Below are 17,441 nucleotides of genomic sequence, written 5' to 3' on the forward strand. Positions count from 1 at the left end.
AAGCTCACGCTTCCTCACAAGCACTCTTGTGATGCACATCACAATTCGCACGATCTTAACCACCGGAACGTTCTTTCAACATCGCCATGACGCGACGTTGCCAAGCGTAATTACGTGCTGAACAAATTTTCTTCACAGCCATCTTCAATTCATGCAGAGGCTGTTGGGATGGCCTCACGGATGCCACAACGAGCGGCAACCGTCTGTCTCATGGACAGCGCTTCCCCACTACAGGAGATTCCCATGCGCACCAACAACCTGTTTCGCAAGACGCTGATGGCCGTTGGCCTGGCGACCGCTTTCTCGGCCATGCCATTCGCGCAGGTTGCCGCCCAGCAGGCACAGGAGAACGGGGCCGCGCAACAGCAGGCCCAGGACGCGGCCATGCAGCAAAAGACCAGCAACGAAACCGTCCCTGGCAGGACCAACGATGCCTGGATCACCACCAAGGTGAAGTCCCAGCTAGCTACCACCAACGGCATCAAGAGCAATGACATCTCCGTAGCGACGGCCGATCGGGTCCGTGACGCTGACCGGTACGGCAAGCAGCGCCGCCGAAAAGACCAAGGCCACGCAAATCGCCAAGAAGGTAAAGGGTGTAAAGACTGTCGATGCCAGTGGCCTGACGGTCAGCGATACGGCCAAGTAAACTTTCGCGCGCCCTATCAGGCGACTGAAATGAAGAAGGAGCCCCTTGGGCTCCTTCTTCTTGGCTGCCGCTTCGTAAATCGATGACGTCAGCGACGCAGGAGCCCACCACCGAAGTTCTGCGAATCTTTGGTTTCCTCGATCTCCACACCGTCCAGGCCCTGCGACAGCGTGTGTGCGTCACCGCCTTGTGCAAGCTTGATACGCAAGCGCACTTCGTTGGAGCTATCGGCGTGGCGTAGCGCATCCTCGTAGGAGATCTCGCCGGCGTGATAGAGCTCGACCAGGCTCTGGTCGAAAGTCTTCATGCCCAGGTTGGTGGATTCCTTCATCACTTCCTTGAGCTTATGGATCTCGCCCTGGCGGATGTAGTCCTGCACCAGCGGTGTGCCCAGCAACACCTCCACCGCCACGCGACGTGCCTTGCCGTCCGGCGTGGGGATCAGCTGCTGTGCCACCACACCCTTGAGGTTCAACGAGAGGTCCATGAACAACTGCGAGCGACGGTCCTCCGGGAAGAAGTGGAGGATGCGATCCATCGCCTGGTTGGCGTTGTTCGCATGCAGCGTACACAGGCACAGGTGACCCGTTTCCGAGAAGTTGATCGCATGCTCCATCGTTTCGCGCGTACGCACTTCGCCGATCATGATCACGTCGGGAGCTTGGCGCAGCGTGTTCTTCAGCGCGTTTTCCCAGCTATCCGTGTCGATGCCCAGCTCGCGCTGCGTGATGATGCAGCCCTCGTGCTTGTGCACGTATTCGATCGGATCCTCGATGGTGATGATGTGGCCGGTCGAGTTGGCGTTGCGGTAGCCGATCATCGACGCCAGCGAGGTGGATTTACCGGTACCGGTGCCGCCGACGAAGATGATGATGCCGCGCTTGGTCATCGCCAACTGCTTGATGACGGGCGGCAGGCTGAGTTCCTCGATGGTCGGGATCTTCGACTCGATGCGGCGCAACACCATGCCCACGCAGTTGCGCTGGTAGAAGCACGACACGCGGAAGCGGCCCACGCCCTGCGCCGAGATGGCGAACTGGCACTCGTGGGTCTTTTCGAACTCCTCGCGCTGCGAGGGTGTCATCACGTTGAGCACCATGTCTCGCGCCTGCTGGGCGGACAACGGACTCTGCGTGATCGGCACGATGCGCCCCTGCACCTTCATCGAGGGTGCGACACCGGCCGTAATGAACAGGTCCGATGCCTTCTTGTGCACCATCAGTTTGAGGAAGGAGGTGAAATCGAAGTCGCTCATAGGTCCCTCCCAGAGGGGAACGGAGTGTCAGGCCAGGACAAGCGGAGCGGCGACCGCCGCCCCGAACAGCTTAGCCCTTAAAGATGTCCTTGTTGCGCGCGTAACTCGATGCCTGCTGACGCGTCACCAGGCCACGCTTCACCAGGTCCTGCAAGTTCTGGTCGAGCGTCTGCATGCCGTACTGCTGGCCAGTCTGGATGGACGAATACATCTGCGCCACCTTGTCCTCGCGAATCAGGTTGCGGATGGCCGGGATGCCCACCATGATCTCGTGCGCCGCGATACGACCACCGCCCACTTTCTTCAGCAGCGACTGCGAGATCACAGCGCGCAACGATTCGGACAGCATCGAGCGCACCATCGGCTTTTCGCCGGCAGGGAACACGTCGATGATACGGTCGACGGTCTTGGCCGCCGAACTGGTGTGCAGCGTACCGAACACCAAGTGTCCGGTTTCCGCGGCGGTCAACGCCAGGCGGATGGTTTCCAAGTCGCGCAACTCACCCACCAGCACATAGTCCGGATCTTCGCGGAGCGCCGAGCGCAAGGCTTCGTTGAAGCCGTGCGTGTCGCGGTGCACTTCGCGCTGGTTGATCAGGCACTTCTGCGAGGTATGCACGAATTCGATCGGATCCTCGATGGTGAGGATGTGGCCGTATTCGTTCTTGTTGATGTGATCCACCATCGCCGCCAGCGTGGTCGACTTACCCGAACCCGTCGGACCGGTCACCAGGATCAGGCCCTGCGGCTGCTCGATCAGTTCGCGGAATATGGACGGTGCCGCAAGGTCTTCCAGCGTGAGCACTTCCGAGGGAATGGTACGGAACACGCCGCCCGAGCCACGGTTCTGGTTGAACGCATTGACACGAAAACGCGCCAGCCCGGGAATTTCGAACGAAAAGTCGACCTCGAGAAATTCTTCGTAGTCGCGTCGCTGCTTGTCCGACATGATGTCGTAGATCAGCGAATGGACCTGCTTGTGGTCCAGCGCGGGGATGTTGATGCGGCGAACGTCGCCGTCCACGCGGATCATCGGTGGCAGACCGGCGGACAAGTGTAAGTCCGAGGCCTTGTTCTTCACCGAGAAGGCAAGCAGTTCGGCGATATCCATCTGGTTTCCCCTTGAACCCAATCGTCTGGCTGGCTCATGCCCGGAAGCGGGGGTTTCCTCTGGACGCGGCGATGCGGCGCACCAGGCGCCATGCCGTCCGACCGGTCACATCCCCGTTCCCCAAGCAGCGGGCCGATACTACTCGCCGCGCGGGCCGGGCAGCCAGTCTTTCCTTTGGCCGCAAGCTGCAAACTGCGGACCACGTTGAAAGATTTCGTCCCGGGGTGCCATCCCGGCCGACACTTTCGCCACGGGACGAGCGCTTCCGGCTCCGGTAAGGTACGCCCTCAAAAGGAAAGACAGGCTCTTACATGACTCGTATCGCTTTCATCGGTGGCGGCAACATGGCGCGCAGCCTGATCGGCGGCCTGCTCAAGACCGGCGTGGCCGCCTCGTCCATCACCGTGGCTGAGCCGAGGGCGGATGCACGGCAGGAACTGGGCCGCGAATACGGCATCGCCTGCTATGCCGAGAACCGCCTGGCCGCCGCCGAGGCCGACGTGCTGGTGCTGGCGGTGAAGCCACAGATCATGCCGGCCATCCACGCCGAGCTGCGCGATACGCTGGCCCGCCAACGGCCGATGCTGATCTCCATCGCAGCGGGCGTACGCATCGACCAGCTCGAACGCTGGTTCGGTCATGCCCTGGCCATCGTGCGCTGCATGCCTAACACGCCCGCCCTGATCGGGGCCGGTGCCACCGGCCTGTTCGCCAACCGCCGGGTCAGCCCCGAGCAGCGCGCCCAGGCCCAACACATCATGGATGCCGTGGGTATCACCCGCTGGGTGGATGACGAAGCACTGATCGATACGGTCACCGGTATCTCTGGTTCCGGGCCGGCCTATTTCTTCGCCATGGTAGAGGCGCTGGAAGACGCCGCCTTCGCCCAGGGCATGTCGCGCGAAACAGCGCGCGCGCTCGCCGCGCAGACCTGTCTTGGCGCCGGCCGGATGCTCGCGGAAACCGGCGAGGACCCAGGCGTGCTGCGCCAACGCGTCACCTCGCCCAACGGCACCACACAGGCCGCGCTGGAAAGTTTCGCTGCCGATCATTTCCACCAGATCATCGCCCGTGCCGTGGCTGCCGCTACGCACCGTGGTGCCCAGCTGGCCGCTGCATTGGACGACCCCTCGTGAGCTATCTCGTCAACGCCCTTTCGTTCCTGGTCGACCTGGCCTTCGGCGCCGCTGCCGCTCTGTTTGTGCTGCGCCTACTTGCCGAGGCCAGCCGCGCGGACTTCCACAACCCGCTGAGCCAGTTCATCTACCGCACCACCAACATCGTGCTGGCGCCTCTGCGTCGCCTGCTACCGAACTGGCGGCGGATCAACATCGCGGCCCTGCTACTGGTGTGGCTGTTGATGCTCATCAAGCGCATCGTGCTGTTCGCACTGCTCGGCTTGTTCCCGCATATCGTCGGGCTGCTGATACTGTCGATCGCCGACACGCTCGATTTCATCGCCATGTTCTACGTGGTGCTGATCTTCATCTGGTCGCTGATGAGCCTGTTCCAGGTCGAGACCCATCACCCCGTTTACCGACTCGCCGCCACCCTCGTGGACCCGCTGCTGCGCCCGCTGCGCGGCAAGCTCACGGCCGGTGGCCTGGATTTCGCGCCGTGGGTGGTGATGATCGTGCTCATCCTCGTGCGCCTGCTGCTGGTGTCGCCACTGGCCGACCTGGGCGCTCGACTGGCGCTAGGTATCTGAGTTCTTGCCGCGCCCGCCTGACCTTATTTTCAACACCATTGGGGCGCACTACCTCCCCAACGTCACGCCCACACTCCTCCAGGAGAACTGACCGCATGAAAGCGAACTCGCCTGCCCTGCCCCGCCGATTGCTCGCGCTGGCCCTCGCCGCAGCGTCCGTTGGCGCGGCTTATGCCGCCACGCCGGTCTCTGCACCCACCACGGCAAAGCCTGATGTGGTCGCCGACCATATCGACACCTCGGTCAAACCCGGCGACGACTTTTTCGAATTTGCCAATGGCGCATGGCTGAAGAGCCATCCGATTCCGGCCGAGGAATCGCAATGGGGCATCGGCCAGGTCGTGCAGGACGAGCTTTACACCAAGCTGCGCAAGATCAGCGAAGATGCGGCCGCCGACAAGAACGCCAAGGCCGGCAGCGATCAGCAGAAGGTCGGCGATTTCTGGACCACCGCCATGGACCAGGCGCAGGCCGACAAGCTCGGCATCACCCCGCTCAATGACGAACTGGCACGCATCGATGCCGTGCATGACGTGAACTCCGCGCTAGACGAGGCCTTCGCGCTACAGCTGCTAAACGTCGGCCCGTTCTTCGACTTCCAGGTGTCGCAGGACGAAAGCAAAGCGACGTCATGGCCGTGCACCTCTACCAGGGTGGCCTGGGCCTGCCGGAGCGCGACTACTACTTCAACAAAGAGAAGGGCGTCGCCAAGGTACGCGATGCATACGTATAGCACCTGCACCGTACCTTCCACATGCTGGGCAAGAGCGACGCCGACGCTGCAAGCAGCGCCAAGCAGGTGATGGCTTTCGAGACCGCGCTCGCCAAGTTCTCTCGACCACTCGAGGACCTGCGCGATCCTCAGAAGAACTACAACAAGATGTCGCCCGCGGACCTCACGGCGAAGTACACGCCGTCCATCGCATGGGGCTCCCGCCTCGCCGGATGGAAACTGCCCGCGAGCACCGTGATCGTCGGCCAGCCCGAATTCTTCAGCGGCCTGCAGGCGCTGCTCGCCAAGACGCCCACGCCCGTAGTGCGTGACTACATGCGCGCGCATCTGGTGGACGCCTATGCCAGCTACCTGAGCCAGGATTTCGACAACGAGCATTTCGATTTCTACGGCCGCACGCTCAACGGCCAGGCGCAGCAGAAACCCCGCTGGAAGCGCGCGCTGCGCGCGGAGAACGAAGCGCTCGGCATGATCCTCGGGCGCATCTACGTCAAGGACTATTTCTCCGAAGCCGCCAAGCAGCGCTACAACACCATGGTGGAAGCCGTGCGCACGGCCTATGGCGAACGTATCGACAAGCTCGACTGGATGAGCCCGGCCACCAAGGCTAAGGCCCACGAAAAGCTGGCCGCGATCACCAAAAAGGTGGGTTACCCGGACAAGTGGAAGGACTACTCCACGCTGACCATCGGCCGCACGTCGTACGCACAGAACATGATGAGCGCCACGCGCTGGCTAGCCGAGGACATGATCTCCAAGTTCGGCAAGCCGGTGGACCGTACCGAATGGGAGATGACGCCGCAGACCTACAACGCGTACTACAACCCGTCGAACAACGAGATCGTGCTACCCGCCGCGCAGTTCATGATCCCTGGCTTCGCCGACGACCAGATCGATGACGCGGTGGTGTACGGCTACGTTGCCGCCTCCACCATCGGCCACGAGATGACGCACGGCTTCGACGACGAAGGCCGCCAGTACGACGCCAAGGGCAACCTCGCCGACTGGTGGACCAAGGAAGACGCCACCCGCTTCAAGCAGCGTGCCGACGTCATGGTGAAGCAGTTCAACGCCTATGAACCCCTGCCCGGCATCCACATCAACGGCCAGGCCAGCCTGGGCGAGAACATCGCCGACTTCGGCGGCATCATGATCGGCCTTGATGCGTTCAAGAAGACCGAGCAATACAAGAAAGGCGAGAAAATTGCCGGCTACACGCCACTGCAACGCTTCTTCCTTGGCTATGCGCTCGGCTGGCTGTCGCAGGAACGCGAGGAGATGCTGCGCACTGGTTTGCTCTCCGATGTCCATGCGCCGGCCAAGTGGCGTGTAAACGGGCCGTTGTCGAACGTGCCGGATTTCTATGAGGCATTTGGTGTGAAGCAGGGGCAGCCGATGTGGCGGCCGGAGAATCAGCGGGTGAAGATCTGGTAGTACGACTTCAGAATGGCGGGCAGGCTTTGTCCTGCCTCCTCCGCTGAAAAGGAGGGCACATCACGCGCCCCTCCATAAGGAAAAGGCCAAGCAACGCGCTTGGCCTTTTCTTTTACACATCCGGCGTCGGTCGCAACTACTGGTATTGCATGGTGAACGTCATGGCCGTATTGGCGACACCGGGCGAAACCGCGGCAGCCGTCTGGTAGTAGCGCGCTTGAAGTGGAATGGTGTAGTCCCCACCCATGGCTGCGTTGTAGCCAGTGAAGGTGACCCAGGTCTGCAACGGAACCGGCTGCGTACCCGTGCTGTCGAGCAGTTGCACACCCACGCCTGTTGCCGATGACGACGCATCGAGAGCGACCACGGACTGGTCCGCATTCACCACCGTGGTGACGGGGTCGACTCGGTAGGTGATGCTGCTCAACCCAGCCGGACAACTGTTGAGGCTGATATTTACTGGTTTGGTTCCACTGGTGCTGCCGATACCGGTGAAGATGGTTTGCGGCCATTGCCCCAAAGACACTCGCACGTCGGGCGTCTGACACGCGACCACGGCGAAGGTCGGCCCGCCGGTGAAACCGATCGGGGCGCTATTCATGGGCCCGTGCGTGGGCGCGACAGGAAAGGTGCCTGTGGAGACATAGTCGACCATGCCCGCCGAGCCAACCTGTCCCGGAAAAGACACTGTGCCCGCTTGAACCGTTCCGGTCGTCACGAACGCCACACGAACGCGAAAACCAAAGGAAAGCGGGCCCCAATTTCCCGTGTTTCCCCAGCCGCCTCCCGGAGAGGGCGTGGTGACGACGAGATAACCATAGGGCTTCCCGGTAAGGTCGCTTTGCCAACCACTCGGACCGTAGGAGCTTTGACCAACCACCATACCGATGCCGGCGACATTGGTGGTAAACACGGTATAGCTGATGCCACCGTCCGTATAGGTTTGCCCGGTCGGCACAAGACTCTGCATCCAGACGGCGGCGCCGTTGTATTCCCCGTTGGGGGCGCCTAGCCCCGTGCAGTTCCAGACCGATGTGCCACCCACAAACCAGTCGCTCCAGGGAACAACCAGCGTATTGGACCCTGTGTTCCGAGGAATACTGAAGGTGCCCGAGGGCAGGGCGAAGGTGAAACCGCCTGGCATAGGATTACTACAGCTTGCCAGGGTGGCCATGGCGGGCGACGCGCCAAGAAAGAGCCACGCCAGGCAGGCAAACACGATCACGGCCACGCTGCGCTGCATGCGTCGATAAAAACGATGATTTGCTGAGATTGAGGACGTCACGATCCGCTCCCACGGAAGGCATTGGAATGTGCAAAGCACAGCGGCACCGTGCCTTGCAGGCTTCATCAACATGTCGCCTCAACCGTTTCGAGCAGGGCTCCGCCCTGCTCGCTGGCGTGCAGCGCTCATGCGTAACTCATCTGATATGACCGGGCAGCATCGCTATCCCAACGCGCGGTCAACGTGCCCCCCCCGGGCCGAGACCAAACACCTGGACTTCATGCGCCACGACACCCACGTTTTGTCCATTCCCATCGAGGACGTTGGCACCGAACAGCGCCGTCTCAGCCTTGGTCTGCGTGGCGTGGATAAGCACGGAGCAGCAAGACTCCAGCGGAATGACAGCGCCCCTGCGCAGCAGGCTCTGCAAGCTCATGATCCATGGCTTCCTGAGGTCCAAAGTCGTCTTTCCATAGGTCGACTGGAACATTGAAGTAGGCCTCGGAATGCGATGACCCTTCTGGCGGTAATCGCGTACCGTTGGCGGGAAAGAAAATTCCAATGGCTGCCGCGGGCCTTTGTCTCATACGTCCGCACCACCAAGAAATAAGCAAACTCTCAAATTTGTCCGGCAGCGATCTCTCGCTTCGCTACAGGTCAATTACTCAGACAGGTCCAGTAGACGGCCGTCGATCGATGGAGTTGTGTGCCGTCATGTCGACAGGCGTCGGATTTCTATGAGGCGTTTGGTGTGAAGCAGGGGCAGCCGATGTGGCGGCCGGAGAATCAGCGGGTGAAGACCTGGTCATTGGCGGCATGCGCCGTTTGCTCCCTCTCCCCTTGGGGGGAGAGGGTTGGGGTGAGGGGGCAATCTAGCCTCACCGTTTCGTCTTTGCCGTCATCCCTGCGAAGGCAGGGATCCAGTGACTTTGCTTTCGGTTGTCGCGTGATCGCGATCTGGCTCGCCTGCGGCGGGCTTCCGTCCTCCTGCCGGAGGCCGGGTCACTTTCTCTTGCATGCCCAAGAGAAAGTAACCGAAGAGAAGGGCACCCCCACTTGGCGCTGGCCGGTAAAGCCGGCCAGTTCGTGAGGGGCGGCCGGGCTTTTCGACAGGGCATCCTGCCCTGGCGAAAAGGGATCGGCATCCGTGCCGATCCCCCTACGGGCCTTCTCGTCCACCCCTCACCGCCGCACAGGGGGCCCGGTAGATCAAAAGCGAAAGCAAAAGCACACGGCTCGTGCAGCATCGCTGCACATCGCACCGATGCGGAAAAGACTTGAAGCGCGGTTCGCCACGCTTTTCGATGGCGGAGCAAGGTATAGCTGACGCTGCGCTTCCCGCCCGCTGTGGATAACTCGCCACCTAAGGGCATGGCTTTTCTCTTCTGCCTGAAGTTTGCGCACTAGAGTAGGCACAACGCGACCTACCGCGATGCGATGTGCAGCTGCACGAGCCGTCGGCTTGGTGCTTTTGATCTTCCGGGCCCCGTATGAGGCGGCGGGCGGGTGGAGAGAAGGCCCCGCAGGGGTGGCTGGCACGGAGGCCAGCCACTTTTCGCCGGGGCAGGAGCCCCGTCGAAAAGCCCGGAACCCGACCGCGTACCTATCGGGCTTCAGCCCGATAGGCGACTCATCCGGGGGGCCCTTTCTTTGGGTTACTTTTCTTTGGGCAAGCAAAGAAAAGTGACTCGGCCTCCGGCAGGAGGTCGAAAGCCCGCCGCAGGCGAGCCAGATCGCTACAACGCGACAACCAAGTGCAAAGTCACTGGACCCCTGCCTGCGCAGGGGTGACGGTTCTTTTGAAGTAGTGAGGCAAGAATGTCCCCTCACCCCAACCCTCTCCCCAAAGGGGAGAGGGAGCAAAAGCTAAAGCGGCGGCACCACGCTCCCCACGCCCACCCCACACGGGCAAGACCCCAACAACATCACCTCTCAAAAAACCGCCGAAACGCCGCCACCGTCCGCGCCACACCCTCATCATCCACATCCAAATGCGTCACCAACCGCAACGTCGGCAAATACCCGATGCTGATGCGGATACCCGCCTCTCGTAAATGGACGTCCAATTCCCGCAGGCGATCCGCCGGCACATCGACGAACACCATATTGGTGTGCTGACCCAACAGCTTCACGCCAGGAACATCGCTCAGACTTGCCGCCAGCGTCGCCGCACGCGCGTGATCCTCCGCCAGTCGATCGACATGGTGATCGAGCGCGAACTGCGCCGCGGCGGCGAGCATGCCTGCCTGTCGCCAGCCACCGCCCGCCACCTTCTTCCAACGGCGGGCTTTCTCAATGAGGGCCGACGAACCGACCAGCACCGAGCCCACGGGTGCCCCTAGTCCCTTGGACAGGCACACCGACACGCTGTCGAAGTGTTTGGCGATCTCGCGCACGGGCACGCCACAGGCCACGGCAGCGTTGAATACGCGCGCACCGTCCAGATGAATCGCCAGTCCGCGCTCGCGAGCGAAATCGTGGGCAGCCTTTAGGTAATCCATGGGCAGCACCCGGCCGTGCCAAGTGTTTTCCAGCGCCAGCAGGCGCGTGCGGGCGAAGTGCGGATCAACCGGTTTGATCGCCGCGGCGACCTTGTCCAACGGCAGGCTGCCGTCCGTGTCGTGTGGGATCGGTTGTGGCTGGATGGACCCGAGCACAGCGGCACCGCCACCCTCGAACTTGTAGGTGTGCGCATCCGCGCCGACCAAGTATTCGTCGCCGCGTTCGCAATGCGACATCAGTGCTACCAGGTTCGACTGCGTGCCCGTTGGCACGAACAACCCCGCCTCGAAACCGAGGTCGGCAGCCAGGCGCTCCTGCAGCGCGTTTACCGTGGGGTCTTCGCCATAGACGTCATCGCCTACGGCGGCATCGAGCATGGCCGCGCGCATGGCCGGCGTGGGACGTGTCACGGTATCGCTACGCAGGTCGATCAGTTCCACGGCGGTCTTCTCATGTCAGAAACAGATGGAAAGCTTGCTCGGTCGCGCCCCGCCGGGCAAGGGCCGCTGACGCCAGACGCGCCATTGGGCTAGCCTTGCCACAAAGTCCCTGCATGGAGCGGGGACGCGAGTCATTGGGGCCACAGCATGTCGTTCCTGCGTCTCTACCTCCGCGTCATTGGGTTGCTGGCTCCAGAGAAGAAACTGGCCATCACCCTGGCGCTCGCCAACCTGGCACTGGCCGGCGTGTTTTTCCTCGAACCCGTGCTGTTCGGCCGCGTGGTGGATGCGCTGGGTGCCCAGCCTGGTGACGCACCGCGCCTGATCGGGCTATGGGCCGGCGTGGGTTTTGCCGGTGTGCTGGCTAACGTGTGGGTATCACTGCACGCAGACCGACTTGCGCACCGGCGCCGCCTTGCCGCCATCGCGCTGTTCTTCGAACACGCGGCATCGATGCCCATGTCGTTCCACGGCGAGTATCACACCGGCCGGCTCTCGCGCATCATGAACGTAGGCGTGAGCAACCTGTTCAACCTTTGGCTGAGCTTCTTCCGTGAGCATCTGTCCACACTGCTGTCGATCTTCGTCATGGTCCCCGTGGCGCTGTGGATCAACTGGAAGCTAGCGCTGCTGATGATTGCGTTGCTGCTGTGCTTTTCCATCTTCAACGCTATCGCCGTGCAGCGCACGCACAAAGCGCAGGGCGAGGTAGAGGAACTACACCACGAGATCGCCACGCGAGCCGGTGACGTATTTGGCAACGTGACCGTGGTACAGAGCTTCACCCGCCTCGCCGCCGAATCACGCGCGTTGCACGAACTGATGACGCGCACGCTCAACGCGCAATATCCCGTACTACGCGGCTGGGCGATTCTCTCGGTGCTCAATCGCGCCGCGAGCACGCTGACCATCGTGGCGATCTTCGCGGTAGGTGCCGCGTTGCATGCGCGCGGTGAGATCAGCGTGGGCGGCATCGTGAGTTTCGTCGGCTTTTCGATGTTGCTGATCGGACGGCTGGAGCAGTTCGCCACCTTCCTCTCGAACCTGTTCTTTCAGTCGCAATCCTTGCGTGACTTCTTCACCGTGCTGGATCGGAAATCCGAGATCGAGGATCGCCCCGGCGCCATCGCCCTACCCCGCGTGCGCGGCGAGGTGGTGTTCGACCGCGTGAGCTTCGGCTACGACCCGGTGCAGCCGGCACTGCACGATCTGAACTTTCGCGCGCCACCGGGCAGCACCATCGCGCTAGTGGGCCCCACCGGCGCTGGCAAGAGCACGGCGCTGAGCTTGCTATATCGCGCCTACGATCCGAGTGCGGGACGCGTCACCGTGGACGGCCACGATGTTCGCGACGTTACGCTGGAATCGCTGCGCGGAAACATCGGCGTGGTGTTCCAGGACGCGGGCATGTTCTATCGTTCCATCCTGGAAAATCTGCGCGTAGGTAATCCCGATGCGGACACGAACCAGATCGAGGACGCAGTTGCTGCCGCCGAAGCCGCGACGTTCATTGCGCGCAAACCCGAGGGACTGGAAACGCTGGTGGCCGAACGCGGCAGATCGCTGTCAGGCGGCGAACGCCAGCGCCTGGCGATCGCGCGAGCCATGCTCAAGGATGCGCCCATCCTGATTCTCGACGAAGCCACCAGCGCGCTCGATAACGCCACCGAGGTGCGCATCCAGCGCGCGCTCGATCGGCTTACCGTGGGCCGTACCACCTTTGTGATCGCGCATCGCCTGTCGACCGTCAGGCACGCCGACCTGATCCTGGTATTGGACCAGGGACGATTGGTGGAACAGGGACGCTTCGACGAACTGATTCGCCAGGGTGGCCTGTTCGCGCAATTGGCGGAGGACGGGCAGTTCGTGGCGGATGCGGAACCGGCGAACACCGTCGAAGAAGACTGACGACGCTTGCGTCGAGCTCATACAGGAGCGCACTCGTGCGCTCCTGTATGAGATGCAACCCGGCGCTAGCCGTGTTTGCGGAAGTACACCCAGGCTATGACGGCCAGGATCACCGCGGGCAACAAGTTGGCCATCAGCGGAGGCACGCCGTATACGGTGCCAAAGTTCACCATCGCCTTCTGCAGGAAGTACCAACCGATGGCGAGCAACATGCCGATGAACATGCGCTTGCCCAGACCACCCGAACGCAGCGTACCGAACGAGAACGGCATGGCGAGCAACACCAGCACCAACACGTTCACCGGGTACAACGCGCGCGTCCAGAAGGCGGAGGAATAGACGCCTGGATTCTGGCCGTTCTGCTCGAGATAGGCGATGTTGCGCCGCAGGTCGCGCATGGGCAGGTACTGCGGCTGGATCACCGACTGCTCCAGCACCTGCGGATTGAGCTTGGAATCCCAGGTCTGGCTGTCCGCCGTATGGGAATGCGTGCCAGCCTCGTCGAGGGTGGTGCTGCGCACCTTGCTCATCACCCACTGCCGACCATCGTGCTCGGCGGTCTGCGCCCAATCAAAACGCGTTACTTGGCCATCCGGCGTCAGCGTGAACACGCGCACGTCGAGCAATTGCACGGTGCTGTGCGTGGCCGTGCGTTTAGCCACCCAACTCTTGGCGTTGATAATGCGGTCACCATCGCGCGCCCACAGGCCCGAGGTGCCACCAATCCCTACGTTGTTCGATTTCAGGCGCAACTGCATGGCTTGCGCTTGCTGGTCGCCCCATGGTGCCGCGGTTTCGCCGAGGATCACCACGCCGACCACCAGGATCGCCACCACGCCCACCGCGGATGCCGCGATGCGCAGCTTGGATAGGCCACACGCACGCAACGCCGTCAGCTCGTTGGTGGCAGCCAAGCCACCCAGGCCGAGCAGGCCACCGATCAGCGCGGCATTGCCGAACATTTCGTACAGACGGCGCGGGAAGGTGACCAATACGTACACCACGGCGTTGGTCACCGTGTAGCCGTTCTTGCCCACGTTGCCCAACTGGCGCAGGAACTGGAACACCGCGTCCAGACCGGTGATGACCAACCACACGGTGAGCAATGAGCCCAGCACCGTGGTGCCGACCAGCCAGTCGACGCGGCGAATACGCAGGGAGGCCATCAGGCACCCGCCTTGCGCGGCTTACGCGGAGAGTACTGGTTGTGGAACATGCGGGCGGCTGCAATGAACACGATCAGGGTGATCAGCCACATCGGGAACGAATGGTGCCAATGGCCTTTGATGATCTGGCCACGGCAGATGGCCAGCAGCAGGTAATAGAAATAGAACGTGAGGATGGCCAGGAACAGACGGCCAAAGCGCGGTTCGCGCGGGGTTTGGCGCGACAGCGGCAACGCAAGCGTCAGTAGTACCAGCGTCATGAACGGCGCAATGGTGCGCCAGGCGAATTCTGCGCGTGTATCCGGATTGTCGGCGCGCAGCAGCTGGCTAAGCGTCATCGAGTGCGCGGGGTCTTCCTCGTCATCGTCGGACTGGATGCTGTCCAGCGACGCATCGTTGCGCTCGTACTCCATCTTGCGCCAGTTGTCCGCGCCCAGCGGGATGTCGTACTGGAAGCCAGTCCACAAGGCCAGGAAGCGGCCGCTGCCGTCGGTTTCCTGATAAAGCTGGCCGTGCTTACCGGTGACGATCTTCAGGTGCGGCACGTTGTCGTGACCGGCGCGCTCAGTGGCGATGAAGGTGTTGCCCAATATGCTGCCGTCACGACTCAGCTCATCCACGAAGATGATGCCGCCCTTGCCCGGCAGCGCGGTGAAACGGCCTGCATCGAGGCCCGCGGCGATCACCGAACGGTTGGCCGCAGCCACCAGTTGGTCCGAGGTGCGCGCGGCCCAGGGACCAAACCACAACGCCACCGCACCCACCAGGATCGCGATAACTACGGCCAGGATACTGATCGGGCGCAGCAGGCCCGATGCGCCCATGCCGGACGAGGCCAGCACGTGCATTTCGCTCTCGCGGTACATACGGCCCAGGCCGTTGAGCACGCCCAGGAAGGCGGCCAGCGGCAGCAGTGTGGACAGGCCGTCCAGCATGTTCAGGCCCAGCACCTGGAACATCACACTGGCCGGGAAGCTACCGTTCGCCACCTGCTGCAACACGTGCGCAAACGAGGTGCCGGCCATGACGGCCAGCAGCACGATGGCGGTGGCGGCGATGGTTTGCGCCAGCTCACGCAGGAAATAACGATCGAGGATGCTCAGAACCGGTCCTCACGCGCGGGGATACCCGCGCGGGCGCGCGGGCGGGGAAACAGCAGTGAAGTGTACGGGCTGGACGCCTGTTCTTGGGGACTGTTTCTCGACATGCGATAAGATGAAGGGCTTGGCGCCGCCCCATCCGGGTGCAGCAAACCTCAAGTCTAGCCTGTCCGAACCTTTCCGGACCTTTCTGCAGGACATCTTCATGACTCTCCAGTTCAGCCTTGGCTCCGCCGCTCCCGAATCCGTCGAAACCCCTTGCGTGGTCGTCGGCGTCTACGAGAATGGCGTACTCACCAGTGCCGCCGCCCGCGTGGACACCGCCGCGCACGGCGCCATCAAGCGCCAGGTCGAAAGCGGGGACATCAACGGCAAGGCCGGCACCACGGCTGTGCTGTACGCACCGGAGGGCGTGGCAGCCAGGCGCGTGCTGGTGGTGGGTCTTGGAACGCAGAAGACGTTCGATGGTGCACGCTATCAGAAGGTGAATATCGAGGCCGCCCGTGCCCTGGGCCGCCTGCCGGTCGACGGAGCTGTGTCCTACCTTACGGAAGTGGACGTGCCGGGCCACGACGCTGCCTGGCGCGTACGCACGGCTGCCCTCGCCGCCGACTTCGCAGCCTATCGCTACACCGCCACCTTCAAGCCGCGCGAGAAGGCCCCTCAGCCGGAGTTGGGCGCCATCGTCTTCGCCGCTGGCGACGACGCCAAGGCGGGCCTGGACCAGGCCGCCGCCATTGCGCAGGGCGTTCGTTTCGCCCGCGAACTGGCCAACCTGCCGCCCAACATCTGCAACCCCGCCTACATCGCCTCGCAGGCCGAGCAATTTGCCGCTCAGCACGACAAGGTCGACTGCTCCGTGCTCGACCACGAGAAGATGGGCGAACTGGGCTTTGGCTCGCTGCTGGCCGTGGGTCGCGGCTCAGCCAACAAGCCCAAGCTCGTCATCCTGAACTACAAGGGTGGCGCGGAAGGTGACAAGCCGTACGCCTTCGTCGGTAAGGGCATCACTTTCGACACCGGCGGCATCAGCCTCAAGCCGGGCCCGGGCATGGAAGAAATGAAGTTCGACATGGGTGGCGCTGCTGGCGTACTCGGCAGCTTCGTGGCTACGGTGAAGTTGGGCTTGCCGGTGAATCTGGTGTGCGTGGTGCCGGCGGTGGAAAACATGCCCGATGGCGACAGCTACCGCCCCAGCGATGTGCTCACCAGCCTGTCGGGCCTGACCATCGAAGTGCTCAACACCGATGCCGAAGGCCGCCTGATCCTGTGCGACGCACTGACCTACACGGCGAAAACCTTTGAGCCCAAGGTGCTGATCGATGCCGCCACGCTGACCGGCGCCTGTGTCATCGCGCTGGGCAAGCACGCCAGCGGCCTGATGAGCAAGCATGATGACCTCGCCGCTGAGCTGATCGCCGCTGGCGAAACCACCCTCGATCGCGCATGGCGTCTGCCGCTGTGGGACGACTACCAGGTGCAGTTGGAGTCGGGTTTCGCCGATGTCGCCAACATCGGCGGCAAGAACGCTGGCGCCATCACGGCGGGCTGCTTCCTGGCGCGCTTCACCGAAGGCCAGCGCTGGGCGCATCTGGATATCGCAGGCACCGCATGGGACGAGGGTCGCAAGGGACTCGCCACTGGCCGCCCGGTGTCGCTGCTGGTGCAGTGGCTGATCGACCGCGCCGCATAACTAAGCGACGCGTTGCGTCACGCTCATACCGTCATTCCGGCACAAAGCCGGAATGACGACAATGACGAAACTGAAAGGCTTCGCCCATGCCTCGCGCCGACTTCTACCTGATCGACAAGCCGCGCTTTCGCGAGCAGCCTCTGCTGCTGGTGTGCGAACTGGCCAAACGTGCTTATGCGGCACAGCAGCCCACGCTGGTGCTGGCTCGCGATTTCGCGCAAGCCGAAGCCATCGACGAAATGCTGTGGGATTTCGACGAGGATGGTTTCATCACGCACCAGCTCGCTGGTGACGACGACGACCACACCACCGCTGTGCTGATCGTGCCACCCGGCATCGACACACCCGACCGGCCGATGCTGATCAATCTTCGCGAAGAGTGTGCGCCGGGCCATTACGACCGCGTGCTGGAAGTGGTGGCTGCCGATCCCGCCGAACGCGACGGCTCCCGCACGCGATGGACCGAGTACAAGCGCCGTGGCTTCGACGTGAACAAGCACGACATGTAACTCGGCCA

General features: G+C 62.6%; 15 protein-coding genes. 8 read left to right on the forward strand and 7 right to left on the reverse strand.

The features are described from left to right. Nucleotides 1–243: 243 nt before the first annotated feature. Nucleotides 244–735: a hypothetical protein gene (locus DYST_RS24320; protein WP_428993970.1), complete on the forward strand. Its 492-nt coding sequence runs from the start codon at nt 244–246 to the stop codon at nt 733–735. Nucleotides 736–737: 2 nt separating this feature from the next. On the opposite strand, the gene DYST_RS09995 is transcribed toward DYST_RS24320, so the two are convergent. Both DYST_RS09995 and DYST_RS10000 read right to left on the reverse strand, forming a co-directional pair. Continuing rightward, a complete protein-coding gene (locus tag DYST_RS09995; protein ID WP_102302102.1) occupies nt 738–1,904 on the reverse strand; it encodes a PilT/PilU family type 4a pilus ATPase in 1,167 nt (388 codons plus the stop codon). Nucleotides 1,905–1,974: 70 nt separating this feature from the next. Next, nucleotides 1,975–3,015, reverse strand: a complete 1,041-nt coding sequence (locus tag DYST_RS10000; RefSeq protein WP_102302101.1) for a type IV pilus twitching motility protein PilT — start codon at nt 3,013–3,015, stop codon at nt 1,975–1,977. Between the two features lie 311 nt (nt 3,016–3,326). Between DYST_RS10000 and proC the strand changes: the two genes are divergently transcribed. The 4 genes from proC (at nt 3,327) to DYST_RS24005 (ending at nt 6,890) form a co-directional block, all read left to right on the forward strand. After that, nucleotides 3,327–4,151: a pyrroline-5-carboxylate reductase gene (proC, locus tag DYST_RS10005; protein WP_239951635.1), complete on the forward strand. Its 825-nt coding sequence runs from the start codon at nt 3,327–3,329 to the stop codon at nt 4,149–4,151. Further along, complete coding sequence (locus tag DYST_RS10010) at nt 4,148–4,723, forward strand: YggT family protein (protein ID WP_239951636.1); 576 nt, start codon at nt 4,148–4,150, stop codon at nt 4,721–4,723. The genes proC and DYST_RS10010 overlap by 4 nt, the downstream gene beginning before the upstream one ends. 95 nt (nt 4,724–4,818) lie before the next feature. Continuing rightward, a complete protein-coding gene (locus DYST_RS24000; RefSeq protein ID WP_275666956.1) occupies nt 4,819–5,526 on the forward strand; it encodes a hypothetical protein in 708 nt (235 codons plus the stop codon). Then, nucleotides 5,478–6,890 (forward strand): M13 family metallopeptidase, encoded by a 1,413-nt coding sequence (locus DYST_RS24005; RefSeq protein WP_275666957.1) that lies wholly within the window; start codon nt 5,478–5,480, stop codon nt 6,888–6,890. Before DYST_RS24000 ends, DYST_RS24005 begins: the two co-directional genes overlap by 49 nt. Nucleotides 6,891–7,026: 136 nt before the next feature. Here the strand turns inward: DYST_RS24005 and DYST_RS10025 are convergent, their stop codons facing one another. The 3 genes from DYST_RS10025 to ltaE all read right to left on the reverse strand — a co-directional run bounded on the left by DYST_RS10025 (nt 7,027) and on the right by ltaE (nt 11,057). Beyond that, nucleotides 7,027–8,175, reverse strand: coding sequence for a fimbrial protein (locus DYST_RS10025; protein ID WP_239951637.1), 1,149 nt, complete (start codon nt 8,173–8,175; stop codon nt 7,027–7,029). Between the two features lie 178 nt (nt 8,176–8,353). After that, nucleotides 8,354–8,551, reverse strand: coding sequence for a hypothetical protein (locus DYST_RS10030; RefSeq protein ID WP_239951638.1), 198 nt, complete (start codon nt 8,549–8,551; stop codon nt 8,354–8,356). A gap of 1,489 nt (nt 8,552–10,040) precedes the next feature. Beyond that, the gene (ltaE, locus tag DYST_RS10035; protein WP_239951639.1) at nt 10,041–11,057 is read right to left on the reverse strand and encodes a low-specificity L-threonine aldolase; all 1,017 of its coding nucleotides are present in this window, start codon (nt 11,055–11,057) and stop codon (nt 10,041–10,043) included. Nucleotides 11,058–11,204: 147 nt separating this feature from the next. Here ltaE and DYST_RS10040 point away from each other — a divergent pair, with 147 nt between their 5' ends. After that, nucleotides 11,205–12,965 (forward strand): glucan ABC transporter ATP-binding protein/ permease, encoded by a 1,761-nt coding sequence (locus DYST_RS10040; RefSeq protein ID WP_239951641.1) that lies wholly within the window; start codon nt 11,205–11,207, stop codon nt 12,963–12,965. A 65-nt stretch (nt 12,966–13,030) separates the two neighbouring features. Here DYST_RS10040 and lptG read toward each other — a convergent pair whose 3' ends face one another. Next, a complete protein-coding gene (lptG, locus tag DYST_RS10045) occupies nt 13,031–14,131 on the reverse strand; it encodes an LPS export ABC transporter permease LptG (protein ID WP_239951643.1) in 1,101 nt (366 codons plus the stop codon). Then, entirely contained in the window at nt 14,131–15,171 is a 1,041-nt protein-coding gene (gene lptF, locus DYST_RS10050) for an LPS export ABC transporter permease LptF (RefSeq protein ID WP_233202320.1), read from the reverse strand. Before lptF ends, lptG begins: the two co-directional genes overlap by 1 nt. 265 nt (nt 15,172–15,436) lie before the next feature. On the opposite strand from lptF, the gene DYST_RS10055 reads away from it, so the two are divergent. Together DYST_RS10055 and DYST_RS10060 are read left to right on the forward strand one after the other, a co-directional pair. Further along, a complete protein-coding gene (locus DYST_RS10055; protein ID WP_239951645.1) occupies nt 15,437–16,924 on the forward strand; it encodes a leucyl aminopeptidase in 1,488 nt (495 codons plus the stop codon). 86 nt (nt 16,925–17,010) lie between these two features. Beyond that, on the forward strand, nt 17,011–17,433 hold the full coding sequence (locus tag DYST_RS10060) for a DNA polymerase III subunit chi (protein WP_239951647.1): 423 nt from the start codon (nt 17,011–17,013) through the stop codon (nt 17,431–17,433). Nucleotides 17,434–17,441: the final 8 nt, after the last annotated feature.

Origin of the sequence: Dyella terrae (assembly GCF_022394535.1) — a bacterium.
Lineage (GTDB): Bacteria > Pseudomonadota > Gammaproteobacteria > Xanthomonadales > Rhodanobacteraceae > Dyella.

What these genes read in the sequence shown, in the direction of transcription:
- DYST_RS24005 (WP_275666957.1), top strand. Translation starts at nt 5,478, where the DNA reads ATGCTGGGCAAGAGCGACGCCGACGCTGCAAGCAGCGCCAAGCAGGTG.
- DYST_RS24320 (WP_428993970.1), top strand. Translation starts at nt 244, where the DNA reads ATGCGCACCAACAACCTGTTTCGCAAGACGCTGATGGCCGTTGGCCTG.
- DYST_RS24000 (WP_275666956.1), top strand. Translation starts at nt 4,819, where the DNA reads ATGAAAGCGAACTCGCCTGCCCTGCCCCGCCGATTGCTCGCGCTGGCC.
- DYST_RS10000 (WP_102302101.1), bottom strand. Translation starts at nt 3,015, where the DNA reads ATGGATATCGCCGAACTGCTTGCCTTCTCGGTGAAGAACAAGGCCTCG.
- proC (WP_239951635.1), top strand. Translation starts at nt 3,327, where the DNA reads ATGACTCGTATCGCTTTCATCGGTGGCGGCAACATGGCGCGCAGCCTG.
- DYST_RS10055 (WP_239951645.1), top strand. Translation starts at nt 15,437, where the DNA reads ATGACTCTCCAGTTCAGCCTTGGCTCCGCCGCTCCCGAATCCGTCGAA.
- DYST_RS10040 (WP_239951641.1), top strand. Translation starts at nt 11,205, where the DNA reads ATGTCGTTCCTGCGTCTCTACCTCCGCGTCATTGGGTTGCTGGCTCCA.
- DYST_RS09995 (WP_102302102.1), bottom strand. Translation starts at nt 1,904, where the DNA reads ATGAGCGACTTCGATTTCACCTCCTTCCTCAAACTGATGGTGCACAAG.
- DYST_RS10060 (WP_239951647.1), top strand. Translation starts at nt 17,011, where the DNA reads ATGCCTCGCGCCGACTTCTACCTGATCGACAAGCCGCGCTTTCGCGAG.
- DYST_RS10030 (WP_239951638.1), bottom strand. Translation starts at nt 8,551, where the DNA reads ATGAGCTTGCAGAGCCTGCTGCGCAGGGGCGCTGTCATTCCGCTGGAG.
- lptG (WP_239951643.1), bottom strand. Translation starts at nt 14,131, where the DNA reads ATGGCCTCCCTGCGTATTCGCCGCGTCGACTGGCTGGTCGGCACCACG.